The sequence below is a fragment of the Intrasporangium calvum DSM 43043 genome, assembly GCF_000184685.1.
In the GTDB taxonomy this organism is placed as follows: domain Bacteria; phylum Actinomycetota; class Actinomycetes; order Actinomycetales; family Dermatophilaceae; genus Intrasporangium; species Intrasporangium calvum.
Map to the genome: position 1 here is coordinate 2753964 of NC_014830.1, position 18089 is coordinate 2772052.

Genomic DNA, 18089 nt, shown 5'->3' on the forward strand with positions numbered 1-18089 from the left:
GGGACAGGATCGCTCAGGACAGCAGCTCGGCGGCCCGGGCCAGCTCGTGCAGTCGGGCGACGACCGAGGCACGCGCGATGCGGTATGCCGCTGAGCTCGCTTCCGGGGCCACCACCGTCGCGTCGTGGTGGCCTGGGCCGTGGCCTGGGCCGTCGACGAGCCCCGGGGCGAGCCGCTCCAGGGCCGGCTCGAGCCCGTCGCTCGCGTGGATCCCGATGAGGCCGAGGGCCGCTGCACCGAGCGCCGACCCCTCGGCCCCTCCGGTGACGACGAGCGGGCGGGCGAGGGCGCCGGCGAGGACCTCTCGCCAGAGCGGGCTGCGGAAGACGCCGCCGGTGGCCCGGATCGCGCTCACCGGGGTGACGTCGTCCAACCCGTCGAGGACCGTGGCGAGCTGGAACGCGACCCCCTCGACGGCGGCGCGGACGAAGTGACCGCGGGTGTGGTGCTGCCGGATGCCGAGGAAGGCGCCCCGCAGGTCGGCGTCCCAGAGCGGCCCGCGCTCGGCGAGGAGGAAGGGCAGCATGACGAGCCCGTCACTGCCGGGCTCGACCTGCTCGGCGAGGGCGAGGACCTCGGCGTCACCGACGGGGGTGGCCGACGCGTCGGGTGCGGAGCCGGGACGGTCCGCCGCGAACACGGAGCCGGCCCACCGGACGACGGCGCCGCCGTTGCTGATCGCCGTGCCGACGACCCAGGCCTCGTCGGTCAGCGCATAGCAGAAGAGCCGGCCCGACGGGTCGCTGCGGGGGCCGTCGACGACGAGCCGGAGGGCGCCGCTCGTGCCGAGCGACAGACCGGCAACCCCGGGTCTGATCGCGCCCGTGCCGAGGTTGCCCAAGGGCCCGTCGCCGGCGCCGAGCACGACGGGCGTGCCTACGGGCAGGCCCACTCGCCCGGCGGCGTCCCGGGAGAGGGGCAGGCTGGCAGTCGTCGAGAGGATCTGCGGGAGCTGGTCCAGGCGCACCCCCGCGAGGTCGAGTGCCTCGGCGTCCCAGGTCCGGTGGGCGATGGACAGCAGCCCGGTCCCGCTCGCCGACGAGAGCTCGGTGACGAGCCGCCCGGTCAGGGCGAGGAGAACCACGTCCTTGAGCCCGACCCACGACCGGGCGGTGCGGGTCAGCTCCGGCTCGTGACGGGAGAACCACCGCAGCTTGGTCAGCGGCGACATCGAGTGGACCGGGGTCCCACTGCGCTGGTGCAGGGACGCGGCCAAGGGGGTGGCGCGCAGCTCACGAGCCGTCTCCCGGGCCCGGGCGTCAGCCCAGGTGACGAGCGGGGTGAGCGGCCGGTGCGCGGCGTCGAGGCCGACCAGCCCGTGCATGGCTGAGCTCACCGACACCGCGACGACCTCAGCGCCGTCGAGCTGTGCGACGACGTCGGCGAGGGAGCGCAGCATCGCGTCGAGGACGACCTCGACGTCCTGGACCCGCCAGCCGGACTGCGGCCGGACCAGCGGGTACTCCTGCTGGGCCGTCCACCGCCCTGGGGGCACACCAGGCGCCCGCTGCCCACCGGGGTCGCCCGGACTTACCCGGTCGCCCGGACCACCGGGCTCGCGTGGGTCGAGGACCTCGAAACCGACGACCTTGGCCGCCGTGGTGCCGACGTCGATGCCGATGACCACCTGCCGGGTCATGAGCTGCGTCGCGCCCCGAGGCCCTCAACGAGCCGCGTGACCTCCTCCAGCACCGCTTCGGTGTGCGGCCCGGCGTCGATGGCGAGCCACTCGAGCGTGCGTCGAGCGGCCTCGTCGAGGGTGCCCTCGCCGAGGGGGACGACCTCGTCCGCGTGTGCGTCGGTGACCGGTGCTCCGGCCCCCCGCAGGTGAGCGATCCAGGCCGCCACGAGACGCAACGCACCCCGGCTCACCCGGCCCGCCTCGAGCTCCTCCCGGACCACCGGAACGGCCCGGATCGGGATCTTCTGTGAGCCGTCCGCCGCGATCTGGGCCAGCAGGTGTCGGATCGACGGGTTGCGGTAGCGGGCCAGCAGGGCGGACCGGTAGTCACGCACCTCGTCCGCCGGCAACGACAGGTGTGCGGATGCGGCGTCCCACCACTCCTCGACCCACGCCCGGACCTCGGGGTCGGCGATGGCGTCGGCGACGGTTTCGTGGCCCAGTGACGACCCCGCGTAGGCCAGGAGCGAGTGCGAGCCGTTGAGGAGCCAGAGCTTGCGCTGCTCGAAGGGACCGACGTCGTCGACGAAGCGGGCGCCGGCCGCCTCCCAGTCCGGCCGGCCACCGGGGAAGGAACCGGACAGGACCCACTCGGAGAAGGGCTCGGTGGGCACCGTCTCCGGGTCGTCGATGCCGAGCTGCCGGGCCACCTCGGCACGGTCGTCGGCCGTCGTGCGCGGGGTGATCCGGTCGACCATCGTCGTGACGAAGGAGACGTGCTCGCCGACCCAGGTCTCGAGCGAGGGATCGACCGCGCGGGCGAGGTCCCGGACCACCCTGGCGACCATCTCGCCGTTGTCAGGCACGTTGTCGTTGGGCACGACGGCGATCGGCCCCGCGCCGGCGGCCCGCCGGGCCAGCAGGCCGGCCACCAGCCGGCCGGGGGTGGTCGTCACGACGCCGTCGACCGGGTCGCCGCGCAGCGCGGCCACGTCGCGCACCACGTCCTCGGCCGCGGTGTCCAGCCCGCCGGAGGAGCTCCGCCGGTAGCCGGCCTCGGTCACCGTCGTCGTGACGACGCTGACCCGGGGGTCGGCGAGGTAGCGGCGCAGGGAGTCCAGGTCGTCGGCGGGATGGACGGCACTGAGGCTGGAGATCACCTCGGGTGCGGCACCCTCCGGCCCGCGCACGAGCAGGGTGTAGAGCCCCTCCTGGGCCGACAGCGCCCGGGCCGTCGCGGGTGACCGTCCGGTGAAGGCCGCGATCCCCCACTCGGCGGCGTCGGAGGCGCGCTCGGTGTACCACGCGGCGTGCGCGCGGAAGAAGTTGCCCACACCGAGGTGGACGATGCGCACGGGGGCGGCTGGGCGCCCGTCCGTCTGACGACTGAGCCGACGCGTCGGCTGGCCCGCGCTGGGATCGGGCCCAGCGGCATACGGCGAGGTGGTCACAGCTTGAACGTCTTCCGCGGAATCGTCGTGACGATGTCGACCGCGGTCTCGAGCGCCTCCTCCTCGTCGAGCCGGTGCTCGGCGACGAGCTGGGCGAGGTAGGCACTGTCGAGGCGACGGGACATGTCGTGCCGCGCCGGGATCGACATGAAGGCGCGCGTGTCGTCGATGAAGCCCGACGTGCGGTAGAAGCCGGCCGTCTCCGTCGCCGCCCCACGGAACCGACGGATCGCCTCGGGCGCGTCGAGGAACCACCACGGGGCGCCGACGTAGACGCTCGGGTAGAAGCCCGCCAAGGGGGCGATCTCGCGCGAGTACACCGTCTCGTCGAGGGTGAAGAGCACGAGGTGGAACCCGGGCGCGGTGCCGAACCGGTCGAGCAGCGGCTGGAGACCGCGGGTGAACTCAGTGGCGTACGGGATGTCGTGCCCGGTGTCCGCCCCGAAGCGCTCGAACGTCGCGGTGTGGTGGTTGCGGTGGACTGCGGGGTGGAGCGTCATGACCAGCCCGTCCTCGGTTGCCATCCGGGCCATCTCGACGAGCATGTGACGGCGGAACGCGGTGGCCTCCGCCTCGTTCACCTCGCCGCGGACCGCCGACGCGTAGATCCGAGCGGCCTCCGCCTCGTCCAGCGCCAGGGTGACGACATCGGCGTGGCTGTGGTCCGAGGAGACCGCCCCGAGGGCCTTGAAGGCGCGCCGCCGCTCCTCCAAGGCCGCGATGTAACCCCGGTACGTGCCCGTGTCGACGCCGGCCGCGCGGCCGAGGTCTGCCACGAGCTGCGGGAAGTCGGCGCGGCCCGGCTCGAGGTAGCGGTCGGGGCGGAACGTCGGGACGACGCGGCGCGTGAACGCGGGGTCGTCCCGGAGGGCAGCGTGGTGGCGCAGGTCGTCGGCCGGGTCGTCGGTCGTCGCGAGGACCTCGATGTCGAACCGGTCCATCAGGGCGCGGGGCCGGTAGTCCGGTGAGGCGAGGCGCTCGGCGATCTGGTCGTAGATCGCGTCCGCCGTGTCGACGTGGAGGCGCTGGCCGATGCCGAAGACGTCGCCCAGCTCGCTCTCCATCCAGAAGCGGCTCGGTGTGCCACGGAAGGCCGGCCAGTGCTCCGCCAGGAGCCGGAAGGCACGGCGGGACTGCGCCTCGTCAAGGCTGCCGCCGCCGACGCCCAGGTCCTCCAGGGCGACGCCCTGTGCGTGCAGCAGCCGGTAGATGTAGTGGTCCGGCGAGATCAGCAGCGACGTCGGGTCGCCGAAGGGCACGTCCTCAGCCAGCCACTGGGGCGGCACGTGACCGTGGGGCGAGATGATCGGCAGGTCGCGGACCGCCTCGTGCAGACGGCGGGCGACCGAGCGCACGCCCGGGTCGGCGGGAAAGAGGCGGTCCGGGTCGAGGACGAGCGGTCGGTCTGCGGTCGCGGTCATGCCCCCATCGTGGGTGGACCCGGCACCGGTGGACCACGGGTTGCCACGAGTTGCCAGCCGGGGTTGTCAGGTGCCGTTCCCCCGACGACAGTGGGGGCCATGACGACCGAGCCAGCTGCCGTCCAGGAGTCCCCCGAGCAGGCTGCCCGACGAGCCGCGCGGCTCGGCGGCCCGGAGGGCGTCCTCGAGTCGGACGCGGTCGAGCGGTTCATCACCGAGCAGCTGGACGGGACCGACCTCGACGGCAGGAGCGTCTGCATCATCGTTCCGGACGCGACCCGGACCTGCCCGATGCCGTTGCTGCTCGGGGCGGTGCACCGGGCGCTCCACGGGCGGGTCTCGCGGATGACGACGCTGGTCGCGCTGGGCACCCACCAGCCGATGAGCGAGGCCGCGCTGGCCCGGCACCTCGGCTACCCGGCCGGGCGGCTCGAGGAGACGTATCCCGGGATGACCGTGCTCAACCACGCATGGTGGGAGCCCGAGACCTTCGCCGACCTCGGCACCATCCCGGCGGCCCGGCTCGAGGAGCTCTCGGAGGGCCGTCTGTCGATGGACGTCCCTGTCCTGCTCAACCGAGCCGTGGTCGAGCACGACGTGGCGCTCGTCCTCGGACCGGTGCTGCCCCATGAGGTCGTCGGGATCTCGGGCGGCAACAAGTACTTCTTCCCCGGCGTCGCCGGGCAGCAGATCATCGACGTCTCCCACTGGATCGGTGCCCTCATCACCTCCGCCGAGATCATCGGCACGACGGCCATCACCCCGGTCCGGGCCCTGATCAACGAGGGCGCCTCGCTCGTGCCGGCGCACAAGCTCGCGTTCTGCGTCGTCGGCGAGAGCGGCTCCCTCGACCTGCACTCGATCTCGTTCGGCGACACCGAGTCCGCGTGGGCCAACGCCGCCCAGGTGTGCGCCGCCACCCACGTCACCTACCTCGACGAGCCGGTTCGGCGGGTCATCTCCGTCATCCCGACGATGTACGAGGACATCTGGACCGGGGCCAAGGGCTTCTACAAGCTCGAGCCGGCCGTGGCGGACGGCGGCGAGGTCATCCTCTACGCCCCGCACATCACCGAGATCTCGACGAGCCACCCCGAGATCAACGAGATCGGCTACCACTGTCGCGACTACTTCGTGAAGCAGTGGGACCGCTTCAAGCACATCCACTGGGGCACGCTGGCGCACTCGACCCACCTCAGGGGGGCGGGCACCTACGACGCCGAGACGGGCGAGGAGCGACTGCGCGTCAAGGTCACGCTCGCGACCCGGATCCCGGAGGAGGTGTGCCTCGCCGCCAACCTGGGCTACCTCGACCCCGACTCCGTCGACCTCGCCGCGGCTGAGGCCGACGACGAGACGTTCCTCGTGCCCAACGCGGGCGAGACCCTGTTCCGGCTCCGCTGACCCGTCGACCGGCGCACGACGAGGCGGACCGGCATGATGATGGGCTCACGGCTGGGCACGGCGCCGCCGATCATCGCCACGAGGTTCTTGACCGCGGTCGCGCCCATCGCCTGCAGCGGGGCGGCCACGGTGGTCAGCTCCGGCTCGATGATCTCGGAGAGCAACGTGTTGTCGAAGCCGACCACGCTCACGGCCTCGGGCACCGGGACCCCCAGGCGGGTCAGCCCCTTGACGACGCCGATCGCGACCGCATCGTTGTAGGCAATGACGGCCGTCGAGGACGTGGTGACGACCTCGCGGGCCCGTCCGAACCCGGCGTGCACCGTCGGGTTGTTGCACGGACCGATTCGTCGGACCCGGATGTCGAGCTCGTGGGCCGCCTCGCGCAGGGCGAGCCAGCGGGCGCCGTCGGTCCAGCTCGACTCCGGCCCGGCGACATAGGTCACCGCGTCGTGCCCCAGCTCGGTGAGGTGCTCCACGGCTCGACGTATCCCCCGAGCGTTGTCGACGAGGATGGACGGCACCTCCGGCAGCCGGCGGTTGAGCACGACGACCGGCTTCTGCTTGGCCATCATGCGGATCGCGCTGTCCGACATCCGCGAGCTCGTGAGGAGGACGCCCTCCACTGCGGTCAGCTCGCGCTCGGTCCAATCCCGCTCGAGCTGCGCGTCCTCCTGCGTGTGCGACAGCAGGAGGGTGTAGCCCAGCTCGTGGGCGGCCTCGTGGGCGCCACGGATGATGTCCCCGTAGAACGGGTTGGTGATGTCGGTGACGACGAGCGCCAGGGTCCGGGTCCGGCGAGAGACCAGCCCGGGAAGGGCCGTGGTGCGGTAGCCGAGCGCCTCGGCGGCCTCGAAGATCCGCCGCGCGGTCTCGGCCTTGACCCGCCCCGGGCGCGCGAAGGCGCGCGAGACGGTCGAGGCGGCCACGCCCGCGGCCTGGGCCACGTCGTAGATCGTCGGTCGGCGATCCATGCGGTCAATCTAGGGGCGTGGCCAGGTCGCGGCAATCGACCGCGCGGGTGCCGCAGGCCGGCAACACATGGCAACCCGTGTCGCCGCCACCGGGCCGTGCCTACCGTGGCAGGCATGGAGAAGGCGGTCACGATCTACGACGTGGCGAAAGCCGCAGGGGTCGCGCCGTCGACGGTCTCACGGGCGTTCTCCCGTCCGGGCCGGCTCAACGCCGCCACAGCCGAGCGGATCCTCCGGGTCGGGGCCGCCTTGGGCTACCAGCGCGGCGGCGCCGGTCGCGACGGCGCCGGCAGCGCTGCGGGCGCTGCGGACATGGCGGGCGCTCCGGGCGGTGGTCCCGGCCGACCGGCCGCGCACATGATCGCGCTCATCGTTCCCGACATCACCAACCCGTTCTACTTCGAGATCATCCGGGGCGCCGAGCGCGCTGCGTCCGAGGCTGGGTTCACGCTCGTCCTCTCCGACACACAGGAGTCGCGTCGGCTCGAGCGCGACGCCCTCGAGCGGACGAGCTCCGTCGTCGCCGGACTGCTCCTGACGAGCACGCGGATGGATGACTCCGAGATCGTCGCCGTGTCCCGCCGGACCCCTCTGGTGGTGCTCAACCGGGAGGTCGACGGCGTGCCGAGCGTCGTCACCGACAACCGGGCCGGGGCGCGCCAGGCCGTCGAGCACCTCGTCGACCTCGGGCACTCGTCCGTCACCTACGTCGCCGGGCCCGAGGCGTCCTGGGCCGACCGCCAGCGGTGGACCGCCGCGCAGGAGGCCTGTCTCGAGCGGGGCGTCGGGGTGCGCCGCGTCGGCCCGTTCGCGCCGACCGTGGATGCCGGCCGCTACGCCGCCCAGGCGGTCCTGGGACACCCGGGGTCCGCCGTGCTCTGCTACAACGACCAGCTCGCCATCGGACTGATCCGGGGTCTCGGACTGCTGGGCGCCCGGGTCCCCGATGACGTGAGCATCATCGGCTTCGACAACACCCTGGTCGCTGACCTCGTCACACCGGGCATCACCACGGTCGCGGCGCCGCTCGACTCCCTCGGCGCGACGGGGGTCAACGGGCTCATCGGTCTGGTCACCGGTCGACGCCGGCCGGACCCGCTCGTCGTGCTCCCGTCGATGCTCGTCGTCCGGGGCTCGACGGCAGCTGCTGTCCTCTGGCGCCCCTGAGCCCCTGCATCGCCCCTGAGCCCCTGCATCGACCGCGGACCCGCGTCACGGCCCCACTCGCAGGCCGTCACGGCCCCGTCACGGCCCCGTCACGGCCCCGACACGCCCGTGAGGGGCCCCGCCGGAGCGGGGCCCCTCACGGGCGTGTCGCACGGGGACCGCGGTCAGTCCTGGGCCTCGTAGGTCATCCCGAACCCGAAGGGGTAGAGCGCCCCGTCGGCGGTCTCGTCGTAGCCGGGCAGATCGCTCTTCTGCTCCTCGACCGCCGCCCGGGTCCCGGCCAGCGCGAACGGCAGCCGTCCCTGCGGCGCGAAGTCACCGGACAGGACGTCCATCAGGGCGGTGTCGCTCATCCCGAAGCCGGCCACGATGGCCCCGGCGTCCCGGAGGCCGCTCGCGTCGTCGAGGACGAACGGCTGGCGGAAGTAGACGTGGAGGACGACCTTGCTCGGGTCGCCGACCTCGGCCATCACCTGCTGGATCGTGCTCAGCGACGGCACGACCTGCCACGACTGCGCAGTCTCCATGCCGCTGAAGTCGAGGATGCTCGACTCCCACGGGTAGGAGCCGCCGAAACGGAGGCCGCTGTCCGTGCACGCAGTCGCACCGTAGGAGACGCAGGCGTCCGACTCCCCGTACGGGCTCTCCCCGTCGAGGCCCGCCGTCCCGGGCATGACGATCGGGCTGAGGTGGTCCGGGTTGAGGCCGGTCGCCGGGTCGTTGCTGCGGTAGGCGGCCGTGTTCTTGTTCTTGGCCGTCATCGAGATGATGACGTAGTCGGCACCAGCGGCGCTCGGACGGGGTGTCCCGGCCGGCACGTTGCCGTTGATGACCTCGTAGCCGTGGCCCGCGACCGTCTCCTCCTTGAAGTCACCGAGGATGTAGACCTTCGACCCCGCCTTGAGGGGGAGCACCTTGCTGCCGTCGGGCCCCTCGTTGTTCTGGAGGAGGACCGCCGACTTCCGCTGGAGGTCGAGCCCGACGGCCCGGTTCTCCTCGTTTCCGACGGTGGCCGTGGCGACGGACTCATCGACATAGGGGTTCTCGAAGAGACCCATCCGGAACATCGGTTCGAGCAACCGGGTCGCGGCGAGGTCGACCCGCTCCTGCGAGACGAGGCCCGCGCCGACGAGGTCGGTGATCGTCCTGACGTCATGGAAGCCGGACAGCGTGTCGGTGCCGCCGTTGATCGCGGCGGCGACACGCTCCGGGACGGTCGCGGTCTCGAGGCCCCAGGCGCGGTCGTTGATGATGCCCGTGTCGGAGTTGACGTAGCCCTTGAAGCCGAGCCGGCCGCGGAGCAGGTCGTTGACGATCTGCGACGAGAAGGCCATCCCGGTCTGGTCATAGGTGACACCGTCGTAGGTGACATCCATCGGCACGCCGTAGTAGGGCATGATCGCCGCGACACCCGCGTTGATGGCCGCCTGGAACGGCTTGAGGTGGTAGCCGAAGCCGTCTCCGGGATAGACCTGGGTCTTGCCGAAGGCGTAGTGCGGGTCCAGCCCGAGCTCCTGGGGGCCGCCGCCGGGGAAGTGCTTGAGCGTCAGCGCGACGTCGGTGTCGGGGCTCAGCGCGGTGCCGTCCGCACCGACGGGGCCCTGCAGGGTGCCGACGAGGGTCTCCATGATGTTCGCACCGAGGTCGGCGTCCTCGGTGAAGGTCTCGTGGGTGCGGTACCAGCGCGGCTCGGTCGACAGGTCGGCCATGTAGCCGTACATGCCGCGCAACCCGATCGAGGCCCACTCCTGCCCCATCACCTGCGCGAAGTCCCTGACCACGGACATGTCGCCGGCGGTGGGGGCCGTCCCCGTCCGTCGGGCCTCCTCACCGAGGGCGGCCGCGGCGATGCCGGCCTCCTTGGGAAAGGCGGAGAAGGCGCCGGCGGACTCGTTGATGCCGGCGCGCGCGTCAGGGTCGATGTGGTTGCGGGCGTTCGACTTGAACAGCGTCGGGATGCCGAGACGGGTGGCCTCACTCAGCTGCTGGACGCTGTTGGTGAACTTCGCCGCCTCGGCAGGAGTCACCGAGATGCGCGTGCCGAAGCCCCCCGTCTCTGCCGTGCACAGCGCCTGGTCCGGGCTCGTCACCGTGTTGCGGAAGACGAACCGGTGCATCTTCTGGTCGTCGATGTAGTCGGCGGCGAGAGCCGGCACCGTGCCACGCTCCCCCGTCGCGACGTCGCACGAGGCGTTGAGCGTGTCGACGAGCATGAGGCCGGCCTTCTCCTCGAGCGTCATCTGCCGGACCAGGTCGGCGACCCGGTCGGCCACCGGCCGACGCCAGTCCTCGTAGGTGTCGAGCCGTCCGTTGTCGTTGAGGTCCTTGAAGGTGCGCCCCTTGACGGTGATCAGCTCCTTGGCCCGGGCGTCGAGGACCGGTGGGCGACCGTGGTTGCCCTCGTCCGCCGCGGCTGCATCAGGTGCAGCCGTCGCACTGAAGGCCAGCGCGAAGGTGAGGGGAAGCGCCGCGGAGACGCCGAGGATGCCACGACGACGTCGCGAGCGTGGGAGTGTCTTCATCAGGGTGTTCCTCTGTGAACTCGATGGGGAGACGGGTGGTGGGGTGGGGCCCGGTCCGGGACACGCTCGTGCCACCTCCCCCGAGGCCCCAACGAGTTGCCATGAGTTGCAGCGGCGCCCGGACCGGCCGCCGGGCGGCAACGGTCGGCAACTCGTGGCAAGCCCTGTGCACCCACGGGACGTTCTGCCTGAATGGAGGAGACCGCCCGGCGTCGCGGGGACGAGCGAGCCAGCCCAGCGGCATACGGCCCGTTGCGTCCCGCCGGCGTCGACCACCATCTCCGCAAAGGAACACCGTGAGCACCCCTGCGCAAGCGAACATCGGCGTCATCGGCCTCGCCGTGATGGGCAGCAACCTGGCCCGGAACCTGGCCCGCCACGGGCACACCGTCGCCGTCTTCAACCGGACCCACGCACGGACCCTCGCGCACCTCGAGTCGCACCGGGCGGAGGGCGCGTTCGTCGGGGCGGAGACGCTCGAGGAGTTCGTCGCAGCGCTCGTCCGGCCACGCAGGGTCGTCATCATGGTCCAGGCCGGACCCGGGACGGACGCGGTGATCGACCAGCTCGCACCGCTCCTCGAGGAGGGCGACATCATCGTCGACGGGGGCAACGCCCACTTCGAGGACACCCGGCGACGCGAGGCGCGGCTGCGCGAGGTGGGGCTCCACTTCGTCGGCACCGGAATCTCGGGCGGGGAGGTCGGCGCGCTCGAGGGCCCCTCGATCATGCCGGGCGGCTCGCCGGAGTCCTACGCCGCGCTCGGCCCCATCCTCGAGTCGATCGCGGCCCAGGTCGACGGCGAGCCGTGCTGCGCGCACCTCGGCCCGGACGGCGCCGGCCACTTCGTCAAGATGGTCCACAACGGCATCGAGTACGCCGACATGCAGTTCATCGCCGAGGCCTACGACGTGCTGACGGCGGCGGGGCTGACCGCCCCGGAGGCCGCGGACGTCTTCCGCGAGTGGAACACCGGCGAGCTCGACTCCTTCCTCATCGAGATCACCGCCGAGGTCCTCGACCAGGTCGACGCGGCGACGGGCCGGCCCCTCGTCGAGCTCATCGTCGACGCAGCCGAGCAGAAGGGCACCGGCCTCTGGACCGTCCAGACCGCACTCGAGCTCGGGGTTCCCGTCTCGACGATCGCCGAGTCGGTCTTCGCCCGGTCCGCGTCCGGTGACCGGGCGGTCCGGGAGGCGGCACGGGGAGTGCTCCGCGGGCCCGACCGGGAGCTGCCGGCCGTCGAGCGCCGCCAGCTCGTCGACGACGTGCGGGACGCGCTGTGGTCGTCCAAGGTCGTCGCCTACGCCCAGGGGCTGGAGCAGATCCGCAAGGCGAGCGACGAGTACCACTGGGGCGTCGACATCGCGACGGTCGCGCGGCTGTGGCGCGGCGGCTGCATCATCCGGGCCCGCCTGCTCAAGCAGATCAGCGACGAGTACGCCGTCGGTCGGCTCGCCACGCTCCTCGTCGCGCCGAGCATCCGGTCCGGACTGGCCGAGCGCCAGGGTGCCTGGCGACGCGTCGTCGCGGCCGCCACCACCGCGGGCGTGCCCGTTCCCGGGTTCTCGAGCGCGCTCGCCTACTACGACACCGTCCGAGCCGAGCGTCTGCCCGCCGCGCTCGTCCAGGGGCTGCGCGACAACTTCGGGGCGCACACCTACGGACGGGTCGACCGCGCCGGCGCCTTCCACACGCTGTGGTCCTCCGACCGCACCGAGGTCCAGCTCTGAGCGCGCCGATGAGTCAGACTGACGTCATGGACGTCCACGCTCCGCTCCCCCCCGCGCTCGCGGAGCCGGCTGATGCCGTGAGCCGGCACATCGTCGCCCGTATGCCGCTGGGCTCGGTCGGGCGCCTCGGCGTGGCCTTCTCCGGGGGCGTGGACTCCGGCCTCCTCCTCGCGCTCGCCATCCGGACGCTCGGGGCCGAGCGCGTGCTCGCGGTCATCGGGGTCTCGCCGAGCCTGGCCCGGGACGAGCTCCACGGTGCCCGCGACGTCGCGGCGGCGATCGGGGCCCCGGTCGTCGAAGTCGCGACCCACGAGGGCGACCACCCCCGGTACCGCGCCAACGGACCGGACCGCTGCTTCTTCTGCAAGGACGAGCTGTTCACCCGGATCACCGACGAGGTGGCGGGGCGGCACGGGCTCGTCGCGGTCGCCTACGGCGAGAACGCCGACGACGCGCGGCGCCCCGACCGGCCCGGGGCCCGGGCGGCGACGAACCATCACGTGCTCCGCCCCCTCGCGGACGCCGGTCTGGGGAAGTCGGACGTGCGGGCGCTGGCGCGGGGCCTGCGGCTGCCGAACGCCGACAAACCGGCGGCCCCGTGCCTCGCCTCACGCATCCCGCACTTCACGGAGGTCGACCCGGCCAGGCTGGCCCAGGTCGAGGCCGCGGAGCAGGGCCTGCGCCGGCTCGGGTTCGGCGACTGCCGGGTTCGTCACCACGGTGAGGTCGCTCGCGTCGAGCTGCCCGAGGCCGACCTCGCTCGCGCCATGGAGCCGGCGATGCGCTCGGCTGTCCACGGTGTCGGGACTGCGGCCGGCTTCCGGTTCGTCGCAGTCGACGTGAACGGCATCCAGTCCGGCGCCTTCACGCTCCCCCTGGTCCCGGTGAACCATGGCTGACGCCGAGTCCGCCGGCCTCCAAGGGATCGCCGAGCTCGACCTGACGCGCGCAGCCCGGCGGGGCTATCCCGAGGCGGTCTACTGCGCGGGCAAGTCACCCGACCAGGTGGCGGCCATCGCCCGCGCGCTCCGGGACGCGCACGCCGCGGGCGCGACGACCGGCTCCGCCCTGTTCACCCGTGCGTCGGCCGACCACGCCGAGGCAGTCCTCCGGGTGCTGCCCGACGCGGTCCACGACGAGGTCGGGCGGATTCTCGCCTGGCCGCCGCGGGCGCCCGAGCCGACCGGCGGGCTCGTCGCGGTGCTGTGTGCCGGCACCTCCGACCTCCCGGTGGCACGCGAGGCGGTCGTCACCCTCACCTATCTCGGCCGCCCGACCGAGCTCGTCGTCGACATCGGCGTGGCCGGCCTCCACCGGGTGCTCGCGAGACAGGACCTCATCGACTCCGCGCGGGCCATCGTCGTCGTCGCGGGGATGGACGGCGCGCTCGCTTCGGTCGTCGCCGGCCTGGCCCATGCCCCGGTCGTGGCGGTGCCGACCTCGGTCGGCTACGGGGCGGCCTTCGAGGGGCTGGCTCCGCTGCTGTCGATGCTCAACGCCTGCGCGCCGGGCGTGGGCGTGGTCAACATCGACAACGGTTACGGCGGGGGCCACCTCGCCGCCCAGATCGCCGCCCCGACCTCCTGAGTCGCGGAGGATCTCCGACTGGTCTCGGCGACCGGCGTGCGCCTGGGTGGGTCAGAGCGTGGCCCCCGGGGTGAGGCCGGCCGCCGCGGCAGCGGCCACCGCGGCGTCGAGGACGACGCGGACCGGCCGCTCCAGAGCCGTCGCCGCCGCCTCGACATCCGCGAGCTCGGGCGTCGCCTGCACGACCCGGCCCTCGCGGTGCGCGACCTTGATGCCGACCCGACGTCCCTCGACATCGACGTCGACCCACTGGCGGGGCAGCGCCCAGCGGTCCACGATGGTGCGACGTACCCCGATGGTGCTCGTCAGGGTGAGCACGAGGTCCCGAAGCCGTGCCTCGTCCTCCCGGCGGCCGAGGACCGACAGCGTGTGCGCTGGACGCCCCTTCTTCATCAGGATCGGCGTCAGCCAGGCGTCGGCGGCCCCCGCATCGAAGAGAGACGCGAGCACCGAGGGCCAGACCCGGGGATCGAGGTCGTCGACGTTGGCCTCGAGCACGGTGAGCGTCGTCTGTTCCAGCTCGGCTGGGACAGTGGAGGACTCGGTGTCGGACTCGGTGTCGGACTCAGCCGGGGCGGCCGCTCCGGCGCGACCGAGCACGGCCCGGACGACATTCGCGCGACCCTCGACGTCCTTGCTGCCCGCACCGGCGCCGACGGCGGTCAGCTCCATCTTGGGCAGCGGACCCTGGCCCGACGCGAGCGTGGTGACGAGGGCGACCCCGGTGGGTGTCGCCAGCTCTCCGTCCCCGACGGCGTCGAGCACCCAGCCGACCGCCAGCCCCAGCACCGCTGGGACCGGCACGGGGATGCGGCCGTGCGCGCCGTGGACCGAGCCGGAGCCGACGGCGATGACGCTCGCGACGACCTCGGAGACCGCGAGGTCCTCGAGCGCCGCGCACACGCCCACGACATCGGCGATCGAGTCCCAGGCGCCGACCTCGTGGAAGTGCACGTCCGCGACCGGCACGCCGTGCACCTGTGCCTCGACCCGAGCCAGCGCCTCGAACACCGCGTGCGCCCGGTCGACGACCCGCTGGGGCAGCTCGGCCCCCCGGACGAGGCGCTCCACCTCGGCCCACGTCCGGTGCGGCTGGTCGTCGATCGCTGACTCCACGTCGACCTTGACCGCCCGCATCCCGGCGCGCACCGTCTCCGTTGCGCGGATCCGCACGGCTCCCGGGATGACCGCCTCGACCGCCGCGCGGACTCGGTCGAGGGAGGCGCCCGCGTCGACGAGTGCCCCGAGGAGCATGTCCCCCGCCACCCCCGCGGACGCGTCGATCCAGAGGACCGAGCCCGGACGGTCCAGTGACGTGGGTGGAGTCTCAGGCATGGCCTCAGGCTAGGCCCTGCCCTCTCCCCCGTACCTCCCACCGCCGCCCACCGCAACACACCCGGGTCTCGAGTGGTCATGCCGCCTGCAGCCGGGATGCCCACGCGGTAAGCGGGTGTGTTGCCCAGGTCAGCCGTATGCCGCTGAGCTCAGGCCCCGATACACGCCCGGTCCGCGCCCTCCCCGATACACGCCCGGTCCGCGCCCTCCCCGATACACGCCCGGTCCGCGCCCTCCCCGCTACCGGCCTTCCCACTCCCAGACCCGCACTCCCAGACCCCCAGTCCCACCGCAACACACCCGGACCTCGAGTGGTCATGCCGCCTGCAGCCGGGATGCCCACGCGGTAAGCGGGTGTGTTGCCGGGTGAGACGGGGGTGGGCAGGGAGGGTGGCTGGGAGGGGAAGCGAGCCCAGCGGCATACGGCTCCAGCTGAGGAAGCCCGGGAGTCTCAGCGCTGCGTCGTGTCGGTGACCTCGCCGACGAGCTCCTCGAGCACGTCCTCGAGGAACACGACGCCGGTCACCCCACCCTCGCCGTCGATGACCCGCGCGAGATGCGAGCCCGTCACCTGCATCGTGTTGAGGACGTCCTCCACCTCGTCCTCCTCCCGGACGGTCGCGAGACGGCGCAGGCGCTTGGGGGGGATCGGCAGCTCGTGGCGCTCGTCGTCGGCGTAGAGCACATCCTTGAGGTGCAGGTAGCCGGCGAGGTCACCGGCGGCATCGACGATCGGGTATCGCGAGAAGCCTTGCCGAGCGACGAGGTGCTCGATCTCCGCCGGGGTCACCCCGAGCCGCACCGTCGTCAACGCGTCGAGGCCGACGGCGACGTCGCGCGCGAGCTTGTCGGAGAACTCCAGCGTCTTGGCGACGAGCCCGTGCCGCTCCTTGGCGATGAGGCCCTCACGATGCGACTCGCCGACGATGTGGGCCACCTCCTCCGCAGTGAAGGCAGATGCGATCTCGTCCTTCGGCTCGACCCCGAAGAGCCGGACCAGGGCCTTGGCCAACGTCTCCATGGCAAAGACCACCGGACGAAGGGTGCGCGTCAGGACGTAGAGCGCCGGAACGAGCACGACGGCAGCGCGCTCGGGGCCGGCGATGGCGAGGTTCTTCGGGATCATCTCGCCGACGACGACGTGGAGGTAGGACACGATGAGCAGCGCCACCGCGAGCGCGACGCCCCCGGCCCAGGCCTCGGACAGGCCCCACCCCGCGAAGACCGGCGCGAACAGGTGATGCAGGGCCGCCTCGGCGAGCGCCCCGAGCCCGACCGAGCACACGGTGATGCCGAGCTGGGCGGTGGCGAGCATCGAGCCGAGGCGCTCCAGCGCCTCGAGGCTGGTCGCCGCGCGTTTGTTGCCGGCGTCGGCGAGGGGCTCGAGGCTCGAACGGCGAACCGCCATCGCCGCGAACTCCGCGCCGACGAAGAAGGCGTTGCCCAGGAGCAGCAGGACGGAGACGAGATAGACCCAGACGTCACCCATGGCGGGCCTGCCCGTCGGGTCCGGGCTCGGGCCGCGCCATCGCTTCCCGGGACTGGGGGTCGGGCACGAAACGGAGGCGATCGACCCGCCGCCGAGCCATCCCCGTCACCTGGATGCGCCAACCCTCGACCTCGACCACGTCCCCCACCACGGGCACCCGGCCCAGCCTCGTCATGACGTACCCGCCCAGGGTCTCGTAGGCCGTGCTGTCCGGCACCGGCACCTCGAAGGCGTCGCGCACCTCGTCCGGACGCCAGAGCCCGGGCACGGTCCAGGACCCGTCGCTCAGCTCCCGTCCGCCCTGCCGACGTCGGTCGTGCTCGTCCGAGACCTCGCCGACGATCTCCTCGACGACGTCCTCCAGCGTGACCACGCCGGACGTGCCGCCGTACTCGTCGATGACGACGGCCATCTGGAAGCCGCCCTGGCGCAGCTGACGCAGCAAGGGCTCGAGCTGGATCGTCTCGGGCACGACCAGGCGGTCCGACATGAGGGCGGACACCGGGACGTCCTTGCGCCGGTCGTGCGGCACCGCCATCGCACGTTTGACGTGGACCACGCCCTGCACGTCGTCCCAGTCGGTGCCCAGCACCGGGAACCGGGAGTGGCCCGTGCGCCGCGACAGCCGCAACACCTCGTCCGCGCTCTCGTCGCGGTGGATGCCCGCGCACCTCACGCGGGGCGTCATGACGTCGTCGGCGGTGCGCTCACCGAAGCCGAGCGTCCGCGTCAGCAGGCGGGCCGTCGTGACCTCGAGGGTGCCGGCCTCGGCCGAGCGCTGGACGAGGCTCGCGAGCTCCTGTGGGGTTCGAGCGCCCGAGAGCTCCTCCTGTGGCTCGATGCCGACGAGGCGGAGGAAGGCGTTGGCAGACCCGTTGAGGACGAGGATGAGCGGCTTGGCGAACGTCGCGAAGACCCGCACGGGCAGGGCGACGAGCTTGGCGGTCGCCAGAGGGGCGGAGATGCCGAGGAACTGAGGCAGCAGCTCCCCGAAGACCATGGACACCGCCGTGGCGAGCACGAGCGCGACGCCGCTGGAGATCGCCTCCACCGCCGCGGGCGACCACGAGAGCGCGCCGAGCGGTCCCGCGAGCAGCCGCCCGATCGACGGCTGGGCGAGGTAGCCGACGACCAGCGTCGTCAGGGTGATGCCGACCTGGGCCGCGGACAGCTGGGTGGACAGCTGCCGGAGGGACTGCAGGACCACTCGTGAGCGGCCGTCGCCGGCATCGATGGCCCGCTGGACCGTGGGTCGGTCGAGCGCCACGAGGGAGAACTCGGCGGCGACGAACACCGCGGTGCCGGCAGTCAGGAGAACGGCTGCGGCCAGCAGCAGCCACTCAGTCACCGCACCCTCCGATCCGCCCGCGCCTGACCTTGTCCGC

At 72.6% G+C, this 18089-nt stretch carries 13 protein-coding genes; 5 read left to right on the forward strand and 8 right to left on the reverse strand.

The window, feature by feature from the left end; all coding sequences use genetic code 11:
* Positions 1 to 13: 13 nt before the first annotated feature.
* Genes INTCA_RS12490 through uxaC form a run of 3 tightly spaced genes read right to left on the reverse strand, consistent with a single transcriptional unit; the run spans position 14 to position 4493 of the window.
* Positions 14 to 1639, reverse strand: a complete 1626-nt coding sequence (locus INTCA_RS12490; RefSeq protein WP_013493283.1) for a gluconokinase — start codon at positions 1637 to 1639, stop codon at positions 14 to 16.
* Complete coding sequence (locus tag INTCA_RS12495; protein WP_013493284.1) at positions 1636 to 3072, reverse strand: mannitol dehydrogenase family protein; 1437 nt, start codon at positions 3070 to 3072, stop codon at positions 1636 to 1638. The genes INTCA_RS12490 and INTCA_RS12495 overlap by 4 nt, the downstream gene beginning before the upstream one ends.
* Positions 3069 to 4493 carry a glucuronate isomerase gene (gene uxaC / locus INTCA_RS12500; RefSeq protein ID WP_013493285.1) on the reverse strand — a complete coding sequence of 475 codons (1425 nt, stop codon included), beginning with the start codon at positions 4491 to 4493 and terminating at the stop codon, positions 3069 to 3071. Before uxaC ends, INTCA_RS12495 begins: the two co-directional genes overlap by 4 nt.
* Positions 4494 to 4592: 99 nt before the next feature.
* Between uxaC and INTCA_RS12505 the strand changes: the two genes are divergently transcribed.
* The gene (locus INTCA_RS12505) at positions 4593 to 5897 is read left to right on the forward strand and encodes a lactate racemase domain-containing protein (protein ID WP_013493286.1); all 1305 of its coding nucleotides are present in this window, start codon (positions 4593 to 4595) and stop codon (positions 5895 to 5897) included.
* On the opposite strand, the gene INTCA_RS12510 is transcribed toward INTCA_RS12505, so the two are convergent.
* A complete protein-coding gene (locus tag INTCA_RS12510) occupies positions 5798 to 6871 on the reverse strand; it encodes a LacI family DNA-binding transcriptional regulator (protein ID WP_013493287.1) in 1074 nt (357 codons plus the stop codon). The two genes, INTCA_RS12505 and INTCA_RS12510, sit on opposite strands and share 100 nt — an antisense overlap.
* Before the next feature lie 114 nt (positions 6872 to 6985).
* Between INTCA_RS12510 and INTCA_RS12515 the strand changes: the two genes are divergently transcribed.
* Entirely contained in the window at positions 6986 to 8038 is a 1053-nt protein-coding gene (locus INTCA_RS12515) for a LacI family DNA-binding transcriptional regulator (RefSeq protein WP_013493288.1), read from the forward strand.
* Between the two features lie 164 nt (positions 8039 to 8202).
* On the opposite strand, the gene INTCA_RS12520 is transcribed toward INTCA_RS12515, so the two are convergent.
* Positions 8203 to 10560, reverse strand: coding sequence for a glycoside hydrolase family 3 protein (locus INTCA_RS12520; protein WP_013493289.1), 2358 nt, complete (start codon positions 10558 to 10560; stop codon positions 8203 to 8205).
* A 296-nt stretch (positions 10561 to 10856) separates the two neighbouring features.
* Between INTCA_RS12520 and gndA the strand changes: the two genes are divergently transcribed.
* From gndA to larB, 3 genes are read left to right on the forward strand one after another with little or no spacing between them, the layout of a single operon-like run.
* Positions 10857 to 12293, forward strand: a complete 1437-nt coding sequence (gene gndA, locus INTCA_RS12525) for an NADP-dependent phosphogluconate dehydrogenase (protein WP_013493290.1) — start codon at positions 10857 to 10859, stop codon at positions 12291 to 12293.
* 8 nt (positions 12294 to 12301) lie between these two features.
* Complete coding sequence (larE, locus tag INTCA_RS12530; RefSeq protein ID WP_013493291.1) at positions 12302 to 13192, forward strand: ATP-dependent sacrificial sulfur transferase LarE; 891 nt, start codon at positions 12302 to 12304, stop codon at positions 13190 to 13192.
* A complete protein-coding gene (larB, locus tag INTCA_RS12535; RefSeq protein WP_013493292.1) occupies positions 13185 to 13880 on the forward strand; it encodes a nickel pincer cofactor biosynthesis protein LarB in 696 nt (231 codons plus the stop codon). Before larE ends, larB begins: the two co-directional genes overlap by 8 nt.
* 51 nt (positions 13881 to 13931) lie before the next feature.
* Here the strand turns inward: larB and larC are convergent, their stop codons facing one another.
* The 3 genes from larC to INTCA_RS12550 form a co-directional block, all read right to left on the reverse strand.
* Positions 13932 to 15215, reverse strand: coding sequence for a nickel pincer cofactor biosynthesis protein LarC (larC, locus tag INTCA_RS12540; protein WP_013493293.1), 1284 nt, complete (start codon positions 15213 to 15215; stop codon positions 13932 to 13934).
* Positions 15216 to 15666: 451 nt separating this feature from the next.
* Positions 15667 to 16704, reverse strand: coding sequence for a hemolysin family protein (locus INTCA_RS12545; protein WP_013493294.1), 1038 nt, complete (start codon positions 16702 to 16704; stop codon positions 15667 to 15669).
* The gene (locus tag INTCA_RS12550) at positions 16697 to 18052 is read right to left on the reverse strand and encodes a hemolysin family protein (RefSeq protein ID WP_013493295.1); all 1356 of its coding nucleotides are present in this window, start codon (positions 18050 to 18052) and stop codon (positions 16697 to 16699) included. Before INTCA_RS12550 ends, INTCA_RS12545 begins: the two co-directional genes overlap by 8 nt.
* Positions 18053 to 18089 lie beyond the last annotated feature (37 nt).